The following is a 17,705-nucleotide window of genomic DNA, read 5'->3' as shown; positions in this document are numbered from 1 at the left end:
CCACCTGGCGGGCCAGCAGGATGTGCTCGCGCGTCTGCGGCATCGGGCCGTCAGCGGCCGAGCACACCAGGATCGCGCCGTCCATCTGGGCGGCACCGGTGATCATGTTCTTGACGTAGTCGGCGTGACCCGGGCAATCCACGTGCGCGTAGTGGCGCGTCGGGGATTCGTACTCGACGTGCGCGGTCGAGATCGTGATGCCACGCGCCTTCTCTTCCGGCGCCGCGTCGATCGCCGAGTAATCCTTGAACTCGCCGCCGAAACGCTCCGCGCCCACCTTCGTCAGCGCCGCCGTCAGCGTCGTCTTGCCGTGGTCAACGTGACCGATCGTGCCGACGTTCACGTGCGGCTTGGTGCGCTCGAACTTACCCTTGGCCATGGCTGCTTCTCGTGGTTTGCGTGTGCGTTGGTGGAGGCGTGCTTTTTGAATCTGGTGCTCACGACTGGAATCGAACCAGCGACCTCCTCCTTACCAAGGAGGTGCTCTACCGACTGAGCTACGTGAGCAGGTTGTACAAACAGGTGGCGCGTCGCGGCGTTCAATGGAGCGGGAGACGGGAATCGAACCCGCACCATCAGCTTGGAAGGCTGAGGTTCTACCGTTGAACTACTCCCGCGCCGGACAGACCTGCTTGGGTACTGCAACCGGAGGCTGGTAAGGCGACCGGGGTACTGCGAACCGCGTTACATCGAATTCCTGGTGGAGGGAGGTGGATTCGAACCACCGAAGGCGTAAGCCAGCAGATTTACAGTCTGCCCCCGTTGGCCGCTTGGGTATCCCTCCAAAAGAGCCCGCAATTCTGGCGCCGCGCCGGCGGGAAGTCAACGGGTTTTCACACCCGCGATCCACCGGGCGCGCTGCGGCGACCTAGACGTTGAAACGGAAGTGCAGGACGTCGCCCTCCTGGACCCGGTACTCCTTGCCTTCCAGGCGCAGGCGCCCGGCCTCGCGGGCCCCGGCCTCGCCCTTGTACTGCAGGTAGTCGTCGTAGCCGATGGTCTCGGCGCGGATGAAGCCCTTCTCGAAATCGGTATGGATGACGGCAGCCGCCTGCGGCGCGGTCGAGCCGGCCTTCACCGTCCAGGCGCGGACTTCCTTCACACCGGCGGTGAAGTAGGTCTGCAGGCCCAACAGCTTGTAGGCGGCGCGGATCACCCGGTTCAGGCCCGGCTCGTCCAGGCCCAGGTCGGCCAGGAACGTGTCGCGGTCGGCGTCGTCGAGCTGGCTGAGTTCTTCCTCGATTGCCGCCGACACCGGCACCACCTCGGCGCCCTCGGTGGTGGCGCGGGCACGCACGGCATCCAGGTGCGGGTTGTTCTCGAACCCGTCCTCCAGCACGTTGGCCACGTACATCACCGGCTTGGCGGTCAGCAGGAACAGGTCGCGGATGGCGGCCTTGTCGTCGTCCGACAGGCCCAGCGCGCGCACCGGCTTGCCCTCGCCCAGGCCCGCGGCCAGGCGGCCCAGGACCTCCACGCGCACCTTGGCCTCCTTGTCGCCGGTCTTGGCCGAGCGCTCGGCGCGCTGCAGCGCCTTCTCGACGGAGTCCAGGTCGGCCAGCGCCAACTCGGTGTCGATCGTCTCGATGTCGGCGATCGGATCAACCTTGTTGTTGACGTGGATGACGTCCGGGTTCTCGAAGCAGCGCACCACGTGGGTGATCGCATCGACCTCGCGGATGTGGGCCAGGAACTTGTTGCCCAGGCCCTCGCCGCTGGCCGCACCGGCCACCAGGCCGGCGATGTCGACGAACTCCACCGCGGTCGGGATGACCTTCTGCGGCTTGACGATCTCGGCCAGCGCATTCAGCCGCGGGTCGGGCACCGGCACCACGCCGACGTTGGGCTCGATCGTGCAGAACGGGAAGTTGGCCGCGGCGATGCCCGCCTTGGTCAGCGCGTTGAAAAGGGTCGACTTGCCGACGTTGGGCAGGCCGACGATGCCGCATTTGATGCCCATGGATGCAATTCCGGGAATGGAGAATCGGGAATGGGGAATGGAGGCCGCGGCCCACTTTCCCCATTCCCTATTCCCTATTCCTTGCTGGTGTGCAACCGCTTCATCGCCTCGTTGAAGTCGCCGGCGACCGCCAGCGGCAGCACGTCGATGGCGTCGTCGATCGCGCGGTGGATGCAGGCCTCGTCAGCCTGGCCGGGACGGCCCAGGACCCACGGGGTGACGCGATCCTTGTGGCCGGGATGGCCGATGCCGATGCGCAGCCGGTGGAACCGGGCGTGGCCCAGCAGCCGGATGGTGTCGCGCAGGCCGTTCTGGCCACCGTGGCCGCCGTCGAACTTGAGCCGCGCCGCGCCGGGCGGCAGGTCCAGTTCGTCATGCGCCAGCAGGGCCTGTTCGGGTTCGATCTTCCAGTAGCGCAGGGCCGCGGTGACCGACTTGCCCGACAGGTTCATGAAGGTGGCGGGCTTCAGCAGCCACACCGCCTCTCCGCCGACGTGGACCTTGCAGGTCTCGCCGAACAGCTTGGATTCCAGCCCGAAACGCCCACCCAGGCGCTCGGCCAGGGCGTCAACAAACCAGAACCCGGCGTTGTGCCGGGTTCTGGCGTGTTCGGGCCCGGGGTTGCCGAGCCCGACGATGAGGCGCAGGCCGGTCATCGAAGGCAGCACGAAGCCAGCGGCCGGGCGCCCACCGAGGCGGGCGTCCGGATCCGCGACGGCTTACTCGGCGTCCTTCTCGACCTTGGCGGCCGGCACGTCGGCCGACTCGCCCTCGCCCGCCGGGGTCTCTTCGATCTCGACCCGGCCAGCGCGCGCGACCACGACGGCGACGTCGTGCTCCTTGCCCAGCTTCAGCTCCGGCACTTCCACGCCCTTGGGCAGCTTCAGCTCGGACAGGTGGATCGTCTGGCCCAGGGTCAGGTCGGCCAGGTCGACCTCGATGAACTCCGGCAGGTCCTTCGGCAGGCAGCTGATCTGGACCTCGTTGAGCTCGTGGGTGACCACGACGTCGGCAGCCTTGCCGGCCGGCGACTTGTCCTCGTTGAGGAAGTGCAGCGGCACCGCGACGCGGATGGCCTGCTTGGCGTCCACGCGCTGGAAGTCCAGGTGCATGATCAGCTGCTTGTACGGGTGGCGCTGCATGTCACGCAGCAGGACCTTCTCGACCTTGCCGTCGATGTCCAGGTCCAGGATGGAGGCGTAGAACCACTCGTGCTGGCTGGCCAGCCAGATCTTCTCGTGCTCGAGCTGGATCGGCATGGGCTCGGCCTTGCCGCCGTAGACGATGGCCGGGATCGAAGCGGCATGACGCAGGCGGCGGCTCGCACCCTTCCCCTCGACATTGCGGCTCGTGGCCTTGATGGTGTGTTCGGACATTTGGAGTTACTCACTTTTACAGCGTTGTTCCGCCTCGCGGCGGTGGGGTGACTCACCCGCGACCAGGTGAGTCGAATTCGAGTTCGCGACCGTTGCCGGGCCGGTCAGTCCACGTAGAGCGAGCTGACCGACTCGCCGAAGGCGATGCGGCGGATGGTCTCGGCCAGCAGCTCGGCGACGCTGAGCTGGCGGATCTTGCCGCAGCCGCGGGCCGTCTCGGTCAGAGGGATGGTGTCGGTGACCACCAGCTCGTCCAGCTGCGACTTGGAAATGTTGTCGATGGCCGCGCCCGACAGCACCGGGTGAGTGCAGTACGCGACGACCTTCTGCGCGCCCTGCCCCTTCAGCGCGGCGGCGGCGGCGCAGAGCGTGCCGGCGGTGTCGACGATGTCGTCCACCAGCACGCAGGTCTTGCCGGCGACGTCGCCGATGATGTTCATCACCGTGGCGACGTTGGCGCGCGGGCGGCGCTTGTCGATGATCGCCAGGTCCGCGTCGTCCAGCCGCTTGGCGATCGCGCGGGCACGCACCACGCCGCCGACGTCGGGGCTGACCACGATCAGGTTGTCGGTGCCATGTGCGCGCCAGATGTCGGCCAGCAGCAGCGGCGAGGCATAGACGTTGTCGACCGGCAGGTCGAAGAAGCCCTGGATCTGGTCAGCGTGCAGGTCGACGGTCAGCACGCGATCACAGCCCACCGCGCCGAACATCTTGGCTGCGACCTTGGCCGTGATCGGCACGCGCGAGGAGCGCGGGCGGCGGTCCTGGCGGGCATAGCCGAAGTACGGCACCACCGCGGTGACGTTGCTGACCGAGGCGCGCTTGAGCGCGTCCACCAGCACCAGCAACTCCACCAGGTTCTCGGCGCTTGGCGCGCAGGTCGGCTGGATGACGAACGCCTCCTGCCGGCGCACGTTCTCCTCGATCTCGACCTGGACCTCGCCGTCGGAGAACCGCCCGACCAGCGCCTTGCCCAGCCGGATGCCCAATTCCTTGCACACCGCTTCGGCCAGCGGCCGGTTGGCGTTGCCGCTGAACACCAGCAGGTTGCGATCGTTCTGCACGTCGTGGATCTCCGCTTCGCTCTGACCGTGGCGGTGGACCGGCGCTGGGCCGGCATAGCATGTGGCAGGGGCGGCAGGATTCGAACCTGCGAATGCCAGGATCAAAACCTGGTGCCTTAGGCCTCTTGGCGACGCCCCTGTGTTTTGTATCCGGCGCGAGCGTCCAAGCGGCGCCCTCGGCGGCCGGCATCGGACCTTCGAACCACCGCGGCGGACCGCGGTCGCCTCCGGTGGTCAGGAGGCCTGCAATCGGTGTTCGTCCCACGTGGCGAGCGCGCCAAGCAGCGGCGAGCGCTCCGCACCGGGCGCCAGCCACGCCTTCAGGCCGGCCGGCAGCGACGCCAGCGCGGCCTGTGCCGCGTCCTGCGTCGCAAACCCGGCGAAGCATCCGCTGCCCGAACCCGTCAGGCGCGCATCGCCAACCCGCGACAAGGCGGCCAGCGCGGCATCCACGGTAGGCTCGCGCCTGCGCAGCACCGGCTCGAACGCGTTCCCGAGGGGTACGCCCGAAACGAAGTCGGATATTGTCGCGGGCGCCGCATCCCGCGTCAATTCAGGGGCTTGGAACAGCGCGGCGGTCGGCACGTGCACCCGGGGATCGACCAGCACGTACCACGCGGGTGGCAGCTCGATGGGGGTCAGCCGCTCACCCACCCCCTCGGCCCAGGCGTTTTCGCCCCGGACGAACACCGGCACGTCCGCGCCAAGCGCCAAGCCCAGTCCCGCCAACGCATCGATGCCTAGGCCGCAGCCCCAGAGCCGGTCGAGTGCGAGAAGCACCGTGGCAGCGTCGGACGAGCCACCGCCGAATCCGCCACCGGCAGGAATGATCTTTTCGACGACGATGTCGACACCTTGCTCGACATTAGTGTGCGATTGGAGCCGCTGGGCTGCTCGCACCACCAAGTCGTCCTGCGCCTCGACGCCCGGAACCGAGGGTCCATGCCGCACGATCTGGTCATCACGACGGACCCGCAGGCCGATGCGGTCGCCCCAGTCGAGCAGCCGGAACACGGTCTGCAGCTCGTGGTAGCCGTCGGGGCGCTGGCCCGTGATGCGAAGGAACAGGTTGAGCTTGGCCGGTGCCGGCCACCAGGACCACCCGTCCTCCCCCACGACACCGACCGGCGCGGGGCCGCGGCCGCCCGCATCGGAGGTCATTGCGACGGCGTGGCCGCAGTGCCGTCGGCCAGCGACTCGTGTCCCGTCCAGGTGTCGACCAGCAGCCGCACGCGCGCCTCGCCCCGGCGGGCGTCCAGCCGGCGCGGCAACACCGGCCCGGCTGATGCGTCGGCGGCGTCGGGCCAGACGTAGTCGATGACCCATCCGCCCTGGTGCAGCCGCGCCAGGCGGCCGGTCGCCCCGAATTCCATCCGGGCCGGGCCTGCGGTTTCAGCGCGCAAGCCGCGCACCCAGTCCGACAACGCCCCGACCGGGATCGCCCAACCGGTGGCCTCCAGCAGCAGTTGCTGCGCGTCCGGGCCGCTGCGCGGGCCGCCTTCGACGCCGTCCAGCCGCGCGCCGTCGGGGCCGGCGCTCAGGCGCCAGCTCTGCCGGGTCACGGGCGCGCTGAGCGACACCGCGTACGCCTGCCCACGCTGCGTCCAGTCGATCCGGCCGCTGCCGCCCTTGCCGTCGTTCGATACCGCGATGCGGCCCTCCAACGACCAGTCGGATACCGGCCTGAGCGCGGCTTCGCGCTCGGCCTGGCGCGCCTGCGCGGCGGCCTCCAGTGCGGGCGGCAACGGCTCGCGCCTGGGCTGCACGGCGCAGCCGGCGGACACGAGCACGGCCGCGAGGACTGCGATGCGCAGGAAGGAACGGGGCAACGTGAGCTTCATGCGCCGGTTTTCTCCAGGGCGCGCTTGAGGGCGCGGTTGTCGGGGTCGATCTCTCGGGCTTCATCGAAATAGCGCCGCGCTTCGTCGCGACGGCCCATCACCCACAGCACTTCGCCCACGTGGGCGGCGATCTCGGCGTCCTTCTGCAGCGCATAGGCGCGGCGCAGTTCGGTCAGAGCTTCCTCGTTCCGGCCGAGGCGGTAGAGCACCCAGCCGTAGCTGTCGATGATGGCGGCGTTGTCGGGCGCGGCGGCGCGGGCGCGGTTGATGAGCTCGAGCGCCTCCTGGTACCGGTCGGTGCGGTCGGCCAGCGTGTAGCCCAGCGCGTTGAGCGCGGCGACGCTGTCGGGCTCGGCCACCAGGATGCGGCGGAAGTCGGCCTCGGCGCGCGGGATGTCGTCGCGGCGCTCGTATGTCAGCGCACGCGCGTAGAGCACTTCGGGCTCGTCGGGGAAGGCCGCCAAGGCACGGGCGAACGCATCCATCTCCGCCTCGGGCTGGCCGTCCTTCTCCCGCAGCGACGCCTCCAGCAGGTAGGCGTCGCGCCGCACCGTCTCGGGTGCCTCGGCGTCGTCCTGGATATCGCCCAGCGCGGCATAGGCCTCGTCGGCGCGGCCCAGCTCATGCAGCACGTTGGTCGCACGCAGTTGCGCCAACCAGCGCTGCGGGCCGCCGGGCACGCCGCGGTACCACTCCAGCGCCTCGTCGTGCAGCTCCAGGAATTCGGCCACCTGCCCCAGCAGCAGCCGGCGCTGCGGATCCGGGCGCACGGCGTCTCGCGCCAGTTCGCCGTACAACGCCTTCAGCGCGTCGTTGTCTTCCGCGCGCGCCAGCAGCGAGGCGCGCAGCGCGTAGGTCTGGTCGTCCTGCGGACCCCGCGCGAGCGTGCGCTCGGAGCGGCCCAGTTCCCCCAGCGCGTCGTACTCGCTGGCCAGCGACAGGCGCAGGTCGGCGTCGTGCTCGGCCTGCGCATCGATCGCGGCCAACGCTTCCAGCGCCTTGTCCTTGTCGCCCGCCTCGCGCAACTGGCTGGCGCGCAGCAGCGCCACGCGCGGCTCGCCGGGGAAGCGCTCGACGACCTCGGCGACGATGCGCTCGGCAAGCTCCGGCGCGTCCACGCGCTGCGCCAGACCGCCGAACGCCAGCCACGCCTGCAACTGGGTGGGGATGGCGTCGCGGTCGATGAGGTACTCCAGCAGCTCGGCCGCCTGCTCGGGGTCGCGGGCACCGGCGCCGAGCACGCCCAGCGTCTGGCGCCAACCGTCCGGCGTCGCCATGAGCCGCAGGAGGTGGCGCCGTGCGGCGCGGTCCTGCCCGCGGCGCATTGCCAGGGTGGCCTCGGCAGCCAGAACATCGACCCCTTCGCCGCCCTGCTCGCGCCACAGCTCCAGGGCGCGCGCGGCGCGCTCCTCGTCCTTGGCCAGCAGGGCGATGCGTGTGGCGCGCTCGGACAGCACCGGGTCGCCCGCGGCTTCGGCCGCTTCCAGGTAACCCTTGGCGGCTTCGTCCAGCCGGCCGGCCTGCAGCGCGAACTCGGCCTGGAGCAGCGGCTCGAGCGCGCGCCCGAAGGGATCGGGCGCGGCCATCGTCGGCATCGAGATCGCGGCGAGCAGGGCGGCCGCCAGCACGGCGGCGCGGGGTCGGGACAGGGGCATCGGCATCACCAGGGACGGACGGCCCGTGCGACCGCTTCGGTGCGGCGGGCCGGGCCGGTAGAATGTGGGCTTCGGCGGCCAGCAGCTTATCGCAAGCGCCTGAACGGAATTGCCCCTCCCTCGTGACCCTGTTCGTACTCGGTATCAACCACCAGACCGCGCCCGTCGGGCTGCGCGAACGCGTGGCGTTTTCCGCCAACGCCGTGCCGGCCGCGCTGGCGTCGCTGCGTGCGCTGCCGCCGGTGCGCGAGGCCGCGTTGCTGTCGACCTGCAACCGCACCGAGATCTACGCGCTGGCCGACGACGACGGGCAGGCGCTGGCCGACTGGCTGGCGACCCACCCGGGCGACGTCGCGGCCATGGACGACGGCCAAGGGCTGCACGCCTACCTGTACCGCCACCGCGATGCCGACGCCGTGCGCCACCTGTTCCGGGTGGCGACGGGCCTGGACTCGCTGGTGCTGGGCGAGCCGCAGATCCTGGGGCAGGTGAAGGACGCCTGGGCGATCGCGCGCACCGCCGGCACGCTGGGCGGACGGCTGGACCGCCTTTTCCAGCAGGCATTCTCGACCGCCAAGCGCGCGCGCACCGACACCCGCATCGGCGCCAACCCGGTGTCGGTGGCCTCGGCCGCGGTGCGGCTGGCGCAGGAGTCGTTCGCCCGGCTGGAGGATTCGACCGTGCTGCTGGTCGGCGCTGGCGAGACCGTCGAACTGGCCGCGCGCCACCTCGTGCAGGCGCGCGCCAAGCGGTTGCTCGTCGCCAACCGCACCCTGACCCACGCGCAGGAGCTGGCCACGCGCCACGGTGGCGTCGCGCTGCCGCTGACCGAACTGGACAGGCACCTGCACGAGGCCGACATCGTGCTGTCGGCTACCGCCAGCCGCGAACCGATCCTGCAGCGTGCGCAGGTGGCCGGGGCGCTCGCCGCGCGCCGCCACCGCCCGATGCTGCTGCTGGACCTGGCCGTGCCGCGCGACATCGCCGCCGACGTGGCCGAGCTGAAGGACGTCTTCGTCTACACCGTCGACGACCTGGAGCGGGCGATCGAGGACAACCGCCGCAGCCGCCGCGAGGCCGCCGCCGAAGCCGAGGCCATCATCGAACTGCAGGTGGCGCGTTACGTCGAATCGCTGGCCGCCGGCACGCGCACCGAGCCGCTCAAGCGCCTGCGTGCGCATGGCGAGCTGGCCCGTGCCGAGACGCTGGCGAAGGCGCGGCAGCAGCTGGCCGCGGGCGAGTCGCCCGAGGCCGTCCTCGACTACCTCGCCCACACGCTGACCAACCGGCTGCTGCATGCGCCCACCGTGGCGCTGCGCGAGGCGGCGCTGACCGGCAACACGGAACTGGCGCGCGCGGCGGACCGCTTGTTCCCGGGCGGCCGGGAAACGGGGAACGAGGATTAGGGAAGCGGTGCATCCAGCTCCTCCGCGTTCGATCTCCCACTCCCCCATTCGCTGCCCCCGACCATGACCCCGACCCTGCGCCGCAAACTCGAAGCCCTCGCCGAACGCCGCGAGGAGCTCGAACGCCTGCTCGCCGACCCGGGCGTGGCGGCCGACGCCAACCGCTTCCGCAACCTGTCGCGCGAATTCGCGCAGCTCGAACCGCTGGCCACCGCGCTGGCCGACGAGGCGCGCGCGCGCGACGACCTCGCCGCCGCGCAGGCGATGCGGAGCGACCCTGAACTGCGGGAGCTGGCCGAGGAAGAGATCGCGGCCGCCACCACGCGGCTCGAGGAGCTCGACGCGCAATTGCTGGCGCACCTGGTGCCCCGCGACCCGCGCGACGAGGGCGACATCTACCTGGAAGTGCGCGCCGGCACCGGCGGCGACGAGGCGGCGATCTTCGCCGGCGACCTGTTCCGCATGTACTCGCGCTACGCCGAGCGGCAGGGCTGGAAGGTCGAGGTCGAATCCGCCAACCCCGGCGAGCACGGCGGCTTCCGCGAGGTGATCGCGCGCGTGGAAGGGCGCGGCGCGTATTCGCGGCTGAAGTTCGAATCCGGCACCCACCGCGTCCAGCGCGTGCCGGAAACCGAGTCGCAGGGCCGCATCCACACCTCGGCCGCGACGGTGGCCATCATCCCGGTCGAAGCCGAGGGCGAGCCGATCGAGCTCAACGCGTCCGACCTCAAGGTGGATACGTTCCGCTCGTCCGGCGCCGGCGGCCAGCACGTCAACAAGACCGACTCGGCGATCCGCATCACCCACGTCCCCAGCGGCGTGGTGGTGGAAAGCCAGACCGAGCGCAGCCAGCACGCCAACCGCGACAAGGCCATGAAGCGCCTCGCCGCCATGCTGGCCGACGCGCAGGCCGCCAAGGCCGCGGCGGCGCAGGCCGAAACCCGCAAGCTGCAGGTCGGCAGCGGCGACCGCAGCCAGCGCATCCGCACCTACAACTTCCCGCAGGGCCGCATCACCGACCACCGCGTGGAGGGATTGACCCTGTACGACCTGCCCAACGTGCTCACCGGCGACCTGGACGCACTCGTCATGCGCCTGCAGCAGGAACACCAGGCCGACGAACTGGCCCGGCTTACGCACGACGCGTAAGGCCGGCTCGCCACTGGCGTTTAAGCTGCACGGATGGAGACGACTATCCGCCGCGCCGGCACCGCCGACCTCGACACCCTCGCCCCGCTGTTCGACCGCTACCGCGCGTTCTATACCGGCCAGGACGCGCCGGAGCAGTCGCGCGAGTTCATCGCCGACCGGCTTGCGAAGGCCGATTCGGTGGTGCTGCTCGCTGCGGATGCCGAAAGCGCGCTGGGCTTTGTCCAGCTGTATCCGATGTTCTCCTCGGTCAGTGCGGCGCGCGTCTGGGTACTCAACGACCTGTTCGTCGAGGCGCATGCCCGCCGGCGCGGCGTGGCGCGCGCGCTGCTGGAGGCGGCCGAAGCCTTCGCGCGCGACGACGGTGCGCTGCGGCTCGAACTGGAAACCGATCCCGACAACCGCGCCGCCCAGACCCTCTACCGAGCCACGGGCTGGACGCCGTTCGACGGCACCCGCCGGTTCCGCCGCGCCCTGCGCCCGGCATGAGCGCGGCGATGCCCCCCGGCGACCCGCGCCCCGCCCTGCGCCAGCGCCTCCAGGCCAACCCGGGCGATGCGATCGCGTGGATCGTGCTGTCCGAACACGAACTCGACGCCGGCGACGCCGCGGCCGGCGAGGCCGCCTGCCGGCGCGCACTCGCACTCCAGCCCGGCCACCCCGAAGCGCTGGCCCGACTGGGCCGCGCGCAATGGATGCAGGGGCGGCGTTCGGACGCGGCCGACAGCCTGCGCATGGCCGCGGCGAACGCACCCGACCATCCCGGTATCGCGGTTTGGCTGGGCCACGTGCTGGAGGACGTCGGTGAAGCCGAGGCCGCGCTGGCGGCCTACGCCCACGCGCACGCCCTGCTTCCCGGCGATCCGCAGGTCGCCGCCTACCTGCTGGCCTGGCGGCGGAAGCTGTGCGACTGGCGCGACCTCGACCGGCTGGCCGCGCAGGTGCGCGAATCCGTCCGCCGTGGACAGGGCGCGGTGGAGCCGTTCGCGTTCCTGAGCGAGGACGGCACCCCGGCCGAACAACTGCAGTGCGCGCGCCTGCGCGCCGCCGCGCTCGCGCGGCAGGTGCGGCCGCTGCCGCCCGCACCGGCGCGCACACCGGGGCCGTTGCGGGTCGGCTTCCTGTCCAACGGATTCGGCGCGCACCCGACCGGGCTGCTGACGGTGGCCATGTTCGAGGCGTTGCAGCCGCTTGACGGCATCGACGTCCACCTGTTCGCACTCAATGCCGACGACGGCGGCGCCATCCGCCGCCGGTTGCGTGCGGCGGCACAACTGGTGGATGTGTCGGGCCATCCGCATGCGCAGGTCGCCGCGGCCGTCCGCGCAGCCGATATCGACGTGCTGGTCGACCTGCGGGGCTGGGGCGGCGGCGGTGCGCCCGAGGTGCTGGCCATGCGTCCTGCGCGCGTGCAGGTCAACTGGCTGGCGTACCCCGGCACGTCGGGCGCGCCGTGGATCGACTGGGTGCTGGCCGACGGCTTCGTGCTGCCGCCGGCGCCGGAGCCGCACTTCAGCGAGCGCGTGCTGCGGCTGCCGCGCTGCTTCCAGCCCTCCGACACGCGTCGCGCGCTGCCGCAGCCCGCCACGCGCGAGGCGTGCGGCCTGCCCGCCGACGGCGTCGTGCTGTGCTGCTTCAACAACAGCTACAAGCTGAATCCGGCCAGCGTCGACCGGGCGCTTGCGGTGCTCCGGCAGGTGCCGGGCAGCGTGCTGTGGCTGCTGTCGGGCCCGGGCCGGGCCGATGACCGGTTGCGGGCGCACGCGCGGGCCCGTGGCATCGATCCGGCGCGCCTCGTGTTCATGGCCAAGCAGCCCCACGCCGAGTACCTCGCCCGGCTGCAGCAGGCCGACCTGTTCCTCGACACCGGGCCCTACAACGCCCACACCACCGCGTCCGACGCGTTGTGGGCCGGGTGCCCGGTGCTGACACGGCCCGGCGACACCTTCGCGGCGCGCGTGGCCGGCAGCCTCAACCACCACCTGGGCATGGCATCGATGAACGTGGTCGACGATGCCGCCTTCGTGGCGCGGGCGGTCGAGCTGGCGCGCGATCCGGCCGCACTGGCCGCGGTACGCGGGGAGTTGGTGGCGCGACGCGAGGCGAGTGGCCTGTTCGACATGGACGGCTTCGCGGCGGATTTCGCCCAGGCGATGCACGCCATCGCAGCGCCCCTGTAGACATGGTTTCTGCCGCGATCTGAAGAGCCCAGCCCTTGTAGGAGCGACGTAAGTCGCGATGCTCCTCCTCCCACCGGTCGTCGAGTCGCGTCGGCGGTGGATCCCATCGCGACTTACGTCGCTTCTACAGGTTGCCGTTCTGGCGATCGCGGCTGAAGCCGCTCCTACAGGGGTGCGTGCCCGCCGTACACTTCGGGCCATGAGTACCGAACGCGATTTCATCCCCCTGCACCTGTGCGTGCTGACCGTCTCCGACACCCGCACCGCGGCCGAGGACACCTCGGGCGACTACCTGGTGCAGGCGCTGGGGGCGGCGGGCCACCGGCTCGCGGGTCGGGCGCTGTTGCCCGACGACCGCTACCGGCTGCGGGCGCAGGTGTCGCAGTGGATCGCCGACGATGGCATCGACGGCATCCTGGTCACGGGTGGCACCGGCTTCACGGGGCGTGACTCCACGCCCGAGGCGCTGCTTCCGCTGCTCGACAAGGAGATGCCGGGTTTCGGCGAGCTGTTCCGTTCGTTGAGCTTCGATGAGATCGGCACGTCGACGCTGCAGTCGCGTACATTCGCCGGGCTGGCCAACGGCACGTTCGTGTTCGCGCTGCCCGGGTCGACTTCGGCCTGCCGCACGGCGTGGGAGCTCATCATCCAGGCGCAACTGGACGCGCGCACCCGGCCCTGCAACCTCGCCACGCTGCGGCCGCGCCTGCGCGAACGCTGACGCACCCCACGCCCATGACGATCGCCAGCGCCACCTCCGTCCGTCCCGCACGCAGCGATGATGGCGAGGCGCTGGCGCGCATCTACAACCACTACGTCCTGAACACCTGCGTGACGTTCGAGACCGATGCGGTTACGGCCGGCGACATGGCCGCACGCATCCGGGAGACCCTGGACGCCGGGCTGCCCTGGCTGCTGGCCGAAGGACCCGACGGCGCGCCGCTCGGGTATGCCTACGCCTCGCGCTGGAAAGGGCGTTGCGCATACCGGCATACGGTCGAGTCCACCGTCTACCTGGATGCCGGCGCCGTCGGCCGCGGCATCGGCCAGCCGCTGTATGGCGCGCTGCTGGACGCGATCCGCGCCGGCGGCATGCACGCGGTCATTGGTGGCATCGCATTGCCCAATGCGCGCAGCATCGCGCTGCACCAGCGTCTGGGATTCCACAAGGTGGCGCACTTCGAGCAGGTCGGACGCAAGCAGGACCGGTGGATCGACGTCGGGTACTGGCAACGCCTGTTCTGACGGCCGTCGGTTGCCGCCGTCCTTTCGCACACGCCCTAGCGGATCAGGAAGCGTCCTTCGGCCGGCATGTCATCGGGCGTGCCCGAGTCGCGCTCGACCCGATCAACGCGTGCCTGCGGCGGGCCTTCGTGCAGCCACGCCCGCAGGGCTTCGATGGCTTCCTCGCTGCCCTGCGCGACGACTTCCACCCGGCCGTCGTCCAGGTTGCGTGCATAGCCCTCAAGGCCCAGTGCCTGCGCGGTGTCACGGGTGCTGGCGCGGAAGAACACGCCCTGCACGTGGCCGCTGACGAGGAAGCGGGCGATGCTCACGATTCGACCTCTACCCCGGTCGGCGCCGGACCACCGGCCTCGGCGATCGCCTCCTCGATCTCGCGCGCCGTCACCGGGCCCAGCACCTTGTGCGCGACTCGACCGTCGGGCGCGATCAGGTAGGTCATGGGCAGTCCGCGCGGGGTGTCGAAGTCCTCCGGCGGCGCGGTCACGTCCAGCACGGCGATGGGATACACCACCGGGTGCTTGTCGAGGAAGGCGCGCATGTCGGCGTCGTCGATCTCCTCGTAGGCCAGTCCGACGACCTCGATGTGTTCGTTCATCGCGTCCAGCGCCGACAGCTCCGGCATTTCCTTCAGGCACGGCGCGCACCACGTCGCCCAGAAGTTGACCACCACCCACTTGCCGCGGTGGTCGGCCAGGTCGTATGTCGCTCCATCCAGCGTCGGGAGTGCTAGTCGCGGCGTGGCCGGCTCGCTGGCGTCTGCCTCGGGCGCTTCCTCCGGTGGCGCTTCGGCAGATGGCGTGGCCGCGGCCGGATCGGTGGTGGCCGCGGGCGTGGCGGCGTCATCGCCCCGGTCGCAGGCGACGAGCGCCAGTGCGAGCACGCACGCCAGGGTCAGGGGGGCTACGGCCCGGGTTGCAGACGGCATTCTCAGTCCTCGTCGGGGGCGTGGATGGAGCCCACGCGGCGCTTGAGCAGCGCGCGCAGCGGGATGCGGAGTTCGTCCAGGGCTTCGATCGCCGAGTGTCCCAGTGGATCGTCCTTGCACGGCAGGTGCACCTCGGCGATCGGCACGCGCAACTGGCAGGCTTCGTACAGCTCGGCCATGGTGAGTTCGTCCAGGTCGCGCGCCAGCAACCACTCGCCGTCCTCGGCGCGGCGGACCACGGCGATCTCCTCCAGCTGCGCCAGCATGTCCTGCACCAGCGCATCGGTGAGGATCGGTTCGAGCCGCTGGATGCGGTCGGTGTGCAGGCCCTCGCCCTTGCGACGCGCCTCGCGGAAGCGGGCCAGCAGGCGCAGCAGCCCGTACATCTCGTAGCCGATGGGCAGGCGCAGGTGGACCGGCTGGTAGCGGAACGCCGACACCGCCGACGCCAGCGACGCGCCCAGCAGCACCGCCACCCAGCTCAGGAACACCCACAGCAGGAAGATCGGCACGAACGCCAGGCCGCCGTAGATCCGCGAGTAGTTCCCGAACGTGCCCAGGTAAACGCCCAGCGCCCACTTCACCAGTTCGAACAGCACCGTCGCCAGCAGGGCGCCCGCCAGCGCGTGCCGCCACTTGACCGTGCGGTGCGGCACGACACGGAAGATCGCCGCGAACGCCAGCCATTCCAGCGCCATCGGCGTGGCGCGCAGCACCGTGATTTCCAGCAGGTGGCCGGCCTGGGTGTCGAACACGGCCATGGCGAAGAACCGCGCCGAGATGGCGAGGCTGGCCGCTGCGATCAGCGCGCCCAGCGTCAGCACCGTCCAGTACACGAGGAAGCGGCCCAGCTTCGGACGCGCCGCCTTGACCCGCCAAATCCGGTTGAACGTGGTCTCCACGCCGTTGAGCGTGATCAGCAGCGATACCAGCAACGCGATCACGCCCGCCGCGGTGAGTTTCTCGGCATTGGCCGAGAACTGCTTGAGCACGCCTTCGACCGAGCGCGCCGACGTCGGCACGAAGTTCGAGAAGATGTAGTCGCTGAGGCGATCGCTCCAGTCGGCAAAGCCCGGGAACGCGGCCAGCACGCCAAACACCACCATCGACAGCGGCACCAGGGCGAACACCGTGGTGTACGACAGCGCGCCGGCGGCCTGGAACAGGTTGTCGTCGAGCACGCGGCGCGCGACGAAGCGGTAGAAGGTGGTCAACCGGGCGCGGTCGCGCAGCCGGTCGTGCAGGTGGTTGAAGGTGTCGCGCGGCGTCATCGGGCCGAGGTTAACCGATCGTCCCGGCCGGCAACGTCGTGCCCGGCGGTATCCTTGCCGGCCTGAAGCGGAGGTCGCAATGGTCGAGATCCTGGTGCTCTATTACAGCCGCGGCGGTTCGGTGGCGCGGCTGGCGCGCCAGGTCGCGCGTGGCGTGGGCGAAGTGCCCGGTGCGACCGCGCGCGTTCGCACGGTCCCTCCGGTCGCGCCCGTCACCCAGTCGGCCGCCCCGCCGGTGCCCGAGGACGGTGCACCGTACGTCGAGCCGCGGGACCTGGACGAATGCGCGGGCCTGCTGCTCGGCAGCCCCACCCGGTTCGGCAACATGGCCGCGCCGCTCAAGCACTGGCTGGACGGGCTGGGCGCGCAATGGGCCAGCGGCACGCTGGTGGGGCGCCCGGCCGGCGTGTTCACCTCGACGGCGACGCAGCACGGCGGGCAGGAGTCGACGCTGCTGAGCATGCAGGTGCCGCTGCTGCACCACGGCTGCCTGATCGTCGGCATTCCCTACACCGAGGCCGCCTTGCATCGCACGCGCGACGGCGGCACGCCGTATGGCGCCAGCCATGTCGCCGGCGACAGCGACGACCCGCAGCCCAGCGATGACGAAGCCGAACTGGCGCGCGCGCTGGGCCGACGCGTGGCGCAGATCGCGGTGCGGCTCGCATGACGGGCGTCGCGGTCACGCCCTACCGCGGCTCCCGCCTCACGCTGGTGGCATCGCTGGTGGCGCTGGCGGCACTGTATGTGGCGTGGTTCGCCCTGCACGATGCCAGCACGACGGTCCTGGCGTTCACCGCGGCGCCGCCCGCACTGCTCGCCATCGCGACGGCGCTGCGGCTGCGCACGGCCGGCTTCTGGGCCGCGGTGCTGGCGCTGGCCTGGTTCTGCCACGGCGTGATGACGGCCTGGTCGAGCGCCGACGAACGCGTGCTAGCAATGCTGGAAACCGCGCTGGCGGTGGTCATCGTGTTCGCGGCCAGTTGGCCCGGCCTGCACGCGCGGTTCGGACGGCGAGGTTCGTGAGGGCCGGCGCTTCCGACGGCGGCCTATAATCCACGCCCTCCCCGAAGCACCGGCCGCAGCACTCCATGGACCAGCTCTGCATCGTCACCACCGGCGGCACGATCGACAAGATCTACTTCGACGACAAGTCCGACTTCCAGGTCGGCGAGCCTCAGATCGGCCGCATCCTCGACGAGCTGGGCGTGGCGTTCCGCTACAGCGTGATCCCGATCCTGCGCAAGGATTCGCTGCACCTGGATGATGCCGACCGCGAACTGCTGCGCGCGACCATCGCCGCCCAGCCCGCACGCCACGTGCTGGTGACGCACGGCACCGACAGCATGGTCGAGACCGCCAAGGTGCTGGCCTCGATCCCTGGCAAGACCATCGTGCTGACGGGCGCGCTCAACCCGGCCCGCTTCCGCGGCTCGGATGCCGAGTTCAACATCGGCACGGCGGTCGGTGCGGTCCAGTCGCTCCCCGCCGGCGTCTACATCGCCATGAACGGCCGCATCTGGGACCCGGCCAAGGTGCGCAAGAACGTCGACGCCAACCGGTTCGAAGCGCTGGGCTGATCCTCCGGGCGGCGGCATCGCGCCCGCCCGCTCCAATCGACGCTTCTTGATGG

20 protein-coding genes and 4 tRNA genes are annotated in these 17,705 nt (G+C 70.7%); 9 read left to right on the top strand and 15 right to left on the bottom strand.

Annotation, left to right across the window (positions count from 1 at the left end; genetic code table 11):
- From K6753_RS03725 to K6753_RS03670, 12 genes are all read right to left on the bottom strand, one after another.
- On the bottom strand, positions 1–379 hold a 379-nt coding region (locus K6753_RS03725; RefSeq protein WP_223674815.1), incomplete at its 3' end, for a GTP-binding protein.
- Between the two features lie 52 nt (positions 380–431).
- Positions 432–507: transfer RNA gene (locus K6753_RS03720), tRNA-Thr, on the bottom strand.
- A 36-nt stretch (positions 508–543) separates the two neighbouring features.
- Positions 544–617, bottom strand: a tRNA-Gly gene (locus K6753_RS03715).
- A gap of 81 nt (positions 618–698) precedes the next feature.
- Positions 699–784 (bottom strand) — tRNA-Tyr (locus tag K6753_RS03710).
- Between the two features lie 84 nt (positions 785–868).
- Positions 869–1,960, bottom strand: a complete 1,092-nt coding sequence (gene ychF / locus K6753_RS03705; RefSeq protein ID WP_223674814.1) for a redox-regulated ATPase YchF — start codon at positions 1,958–1,960, stop codon at positions 869–871.
- Positions 1,961–2,034: 74 nt separating this feature from the next.
- Positions 2,035–2,616, bottom strand: a complete 582-nt coding sequence (pth, locus tag K6753_RS03700) for an aminoacyl-tRNA hydrolase (protein ID WP_223674813.1) — start codon at positions 2,614–2,616, stop codon at positions 2,035–2,037.
- A gap of 63 nt (positions 2,617–2,679) precedes the next feature.
- On the bottom strand, positions 2,680–3,336 hold the full coding sequence (locus tag K6753_RS03695) for a 50S ribosomal protein L25/general stress protein Ctc (RefSeq protein ID WP_223674812.1): 657 nt from the start codon (positions 3,334–3,336) through the stop codon (positions 2,680–2,682).
- A gap of 104 nt (positions 3,337–3,440) precedes the next feature.
- Positions 3,441–4,400 carry a ribose-phosphate diphosphokinase gene (locus K6753_RS03690; protein ID WP_223674811.1) on the bottom strand — a complete coding sequence of 320 codons (960 nt, stop codon included), beginning with the start codon at positions 4,398–4,400 and terminating at the stop codon, positions 3,441–3,443.
- 62 nt (positions 4,401–4,462) lie between these two features.
- Positions 4,463–4,539: transfer RNA gene (locus tag K6753_RS03685), tRNA-Gln, on the bottom strand.
- A 95-nt stretch (positions 4,540–4,634) separates the two neighbouring features.
- A complete protein-coding gene (gene ispE / locus K6753_RS03680) occupies positions 4,635–5,561 on the bottom strand; it encodes a 4-(cytidine 5'-diphospho)-2-C-methyl-D-erythritol kinase (RefSeq protein ID WP_223674810.1) in 927 nt (308 codons plus the stop codon).
- Positions 5,558–6,229: a lipoprotein insertase outer membrane protein LolB gene (gene lolB / locus K6753_RS03675; protein WP_223674809.1), complete on the bottom strand. Its 672-nt coding sequence runs from the start codon at positions 6,227–6,229 to the stop codon at positions 5,558–5,560. Before lolB ends, ispE begins: the two co-directional genes overlap by 4 nt.
- A gap of 8 nt (positions 6,230–6,237) precedes the next feature.
- The gene (locus K6753_RS03670; protein WP_425492051.1) at positions 6,238–7,902 is read right to left on the bottom strand and encodes a tetratricopeptide repeat protein; all 1,665 of its coding nucleotides are present in this window, start codon (positions 7,900–7,902) and stop codon (positions 6,238–6,240) included.
- 116 nt (positions 7,903–8,018) lie between these two features.
- On the opposite strand from K6753_RS03670, the gene hemA reads away from it, so the two are divergent.
- The 6 genes from hemA (at position 8,019) to K6753_RS03640 (ending at position 13,876) form a co-directional block, all read left to right on the top strand.
- Positions 8,019–9,302 (top strand): glutamyl-tRNA reductase, encoded by a 1,284-nt coding sequence (gene hemA, locus K6753_RS03665; protein ID WP_223674808.1) that lies wholly within the window; start codon positions 8,019–8,021, stop codon positions 9,300–9,302.
- Between the two features lie 63 nt (positions 9,303–9,365).
- Positions 9,366–10,451 (top strand): peptide chain release factor 1, encoded by a 1,086-nt coding sequence (gene prfA, locus K6753_RS03660; RefSeq protein WP_223674807.1) that lies wholly within the window; start codon positions 9,366–9,368, stop codon positions 10,449–10,451.
- A gap of 33 nt (positions 10,452–10,484) precedes the next feature.
- Positions 10,485–10,940 carry a GNAT family N-acetyltransferase gene (locus K6753_RS03655; RefSeq protein ID WP_223674806.1) on the top strand — a complete coding sequence of 152 codons (456 nt, stop codon included), beginning with the start codon at positions 10,485–10,487 and terminating at the stop codon, positions 10,938–10,940.
- Positions 10,941–10,948: 8 nt separating this feature from the next.
- Complete coding sequence (locus K6753_RS03650; protein ID WP_223674805.1) at positions 10,949–12,631, top strand: O-linked N-acetylglucosamine transferase, SPINDLY family protein; 1,683 nt, start codon at positions 10,949–10,951, stop codon at positions 12,629–12,631.
- A gap of 199 nt (positions 12,632–12,830) precedes the next feature.
- Positions 12,831–13,352 carry a molybdenum cofactor biosynthesis protein B gene (moaB, locus tag K6753_RS03645; protein WP_223674804.1) on the top strand — a complete coding sequence of 174 codons (522 nt, stop codon included), beginning with the start codon at positions 12,831–12,833 and terminating at the stop codon, positions 13,350–13,352.
- Positions 13,353–13,366: 14 nt separating this feature from the next.
- A complete protein-coding gene (locus K6753_RS03640; RefSeq protein ID WP_223674803.1) occupies positions 13,367–13,876 on the top strand; it encodes a GNAT family N-acetyltransferase in 510 nt (169 codons plus the stop codon).
- Positions 13,877–13,911: 35 nt separating this feature from the next.
- Here the strand turns inward: K6753_RS03640 and yccX are convergent, their stop codons facing one another.
- Genes yccX through K6753_RS03625 form a run of 3 tightly spaced genes read right to left on the bottom strand, consistent with a single transcriptional unit; the run spans position 13,912 to position 16,072 of the window.
- Positions 13,912–14,187, bottom strand: coding sequence for an acylphosphatase (yccX, locus tag K6753_RS03635; protein WP_223674802.1), 276 nt, complete (start codon positions 14,185–14,187; stop codon positions 13,912–13,914).
- On the bottom strand, positions 14,184–14,801 hold the full coding sequence (locus K6753_RS03630) for a TlpA family protein disulfide reductase (RefSeq protein WP_223674801.1): 618 nt from the start codon (positions 14,799–14,801) through the stop codon (positions 14,184–14,186). Before K6753_RS03630 ends, yccX begins: the two co-directional genes overlap by 4 nt.
- Positions 14,802–14,803: 2 nt before the next feature.
- On the bottom strand, positions 14,804–16,072 hold the full coding sequence (locus tag K6753_RS03625; protein WP_223674800.1) for a YihY family inner membrane protein: 1,269 nt from the start codon (positions 16,070–16,072) through the stop codon (positions 14,804–14,806).
- 79 nt (positions 16,073–16,151) lie between these two features.
- Between K6753_RS03625 and wrbA the strand changes: the two genes are divergently transcribed.
- The 3 genes from wrbA to K6753_RS03610 all read left to right on the top strand — a co-directional run bounded on the left by wrbA (position 16,152) and on the right by K6753_RS03610 (position 17,652).
- The gene (gene wrbA, locus K6753_RS03620; RefSeq protein WP_223674799.1) at positions 16,152–16,742 is read left to right on the top strand and encodes an NAD(P)H:quinone oxidoreductase; all 591 of its coding nucleotides are present in this window, start codon (positions 16,152–16,154) and stop codon (positions 16,740–16,742) included.
- The gene (locus K6753_RS03615; protein WP_223674798.1) at positions 16,739–17,098 is read left to right on the top strand and encodes a DUF2069 domain-containing protein; all 360 of its coding nucleotides are present in this window, start codon (positions 16,739–16,741) and stop codon (positions 17,096–17,098) included. Before wrbA ends, K6753_RS03615 begins: the two co-directional genes overlap by 4 nt.
- A 65-nt stretch (positions 17,099–17,163) precedes the next feature.
- Positions 17,164–17,652 carry an asparaginase domain-containing protein gene (locus K6753_RS03610; RefSeq protein WP_223674797.1) on the top strand — a complete coding sequence of 163 codons (489 nt, stop codon included), beginning with the start codon at positions 17,164–17,166 and terminating at the stop codon, positions 17,650–17,652.
- Positions 17,653–17,705: the final 53 nt, after the last annotated feature.

Source organism: Novilysobacter selenitireducens (genome assembly GCF_020026895.1).
Classification (GTDB): Bacteria; Pseudomonadota; Gammaproteobacteria; order Xanthomonadales; family Xanthomonadaceae; genus Lysobacter_C; species Lysobacter_C selenitireducens.
Note: the sequence above shows the minus strand (reverse complement) of the source record. Positions and strands in the feature narration are given on the sequence as shown.

Excerpts from the sequence above, each read along its gene's own strand:
- ychF (WP_223674814.1), bottom strand. The coding sequence starts at position 1,960 with ATGGGCATCAAATGCGGCATCGTCGGCCTGCCCAACGTCGGCAAGTCG.
- pth (WP_223674813.1), bottom strand. The coding sequence starts at position 2,616 with ATGACCGGCCTGCGCCTCATCGTCGGGCTCGGCAACCCCGGGCCCGAA.
- K6753_RS03695 (WP_223674812.1), bottom strand. The coding sequence starts at position 3,336 with ATGTCCGAACACACCATCAAGGCCACGAGCCGCAATGTCGAGGGGAAG.
- ispE (WP_223674810.1), bottom strand. The coding sequence starts at position 5,561 with ATGACCTCCGATGCGGGCGGCCGCGGCCCCGCGCCGGTCGGTGTCGTG.
- K6753_RS03670 (WP_425492051.1), bottom strand. The coding sequence starts at position 7,902 with ATGCCGATGCCCCTGTCCCGACCCCGCGCCGCCGTGCTGGCGGCCGCC.
- prfA (WP_223674807.1), top strand. The coding sequence starts at position 9,366 with ATGACCCCGACCCTGCGCCGCAAACTCGAAGCCCTCGCCGAACGCCGC.
- K6753_RS03655 (WP_223674806.1), top strand. The coding sequence starts at position 10,485 with ATGGAGACGACTATCCGCCGCGCCGGCACCGCCGACCTCGACACCCTC.
- K6753_RS03650 (WP_223674805.1), top strand. The coding sequence starts at position 10,949 with ATGCCCCCCGGCGACCCGCGCCCCGCCCTGCGCCAGCGCCTCCAGGCC.
- moaB (WP_223674804.1), top strand. The coding sequence starts at position 12,831 with ATGAGTACCGAACGCGATTTCATCCCCCTGCACCTGTGCGTGCTGACC.
- K6753_RS03640 (WP_223674803.1), top strand. The coding sequence starts at position 13,367 with ATGACGATCGCCAGCGCCACCTCCGTCCGTCCCGCACGCAGCGATGAT.
- K6753_RS03630 (WP_223674801.1), bottom strand. The coding sequence starts at position 14,801 with ATGCCGTCTGCAACCCGGGCCGTAGCCCCCCTGACCCTGGCGTGCGTG.
- K6753_RS03625 (WP_223674800.1), bottom strand. The coding sequence starts at position 16,072 with ATGACGCCGCGCGACACCTTCAACCACCTGCACGACCGGCTGCGCGAC.
- wrbA (WP_223674799.1), top strand. The coding sequence starts at position 16,152 with ATGGTCGAGATCCTGGTGCTCTATTACAGCCGCGGCGGTTCGGTGGCG.
- K6753_RS03615 (WP_223674798.1), top strand. The coding sequence starts at position 16,739 with ATGACGGGCGTCGCGGTCACGCCCTACCGCGGCTCCCGCCTCACGCTG.
- K6753_RS03610 (WP_223674797.1), top strand. The coding sequence starts at position 17,164 with ATGGACCAGCTCTGCATCGTCACCACCGGCGGCACGATCGACAAGATC.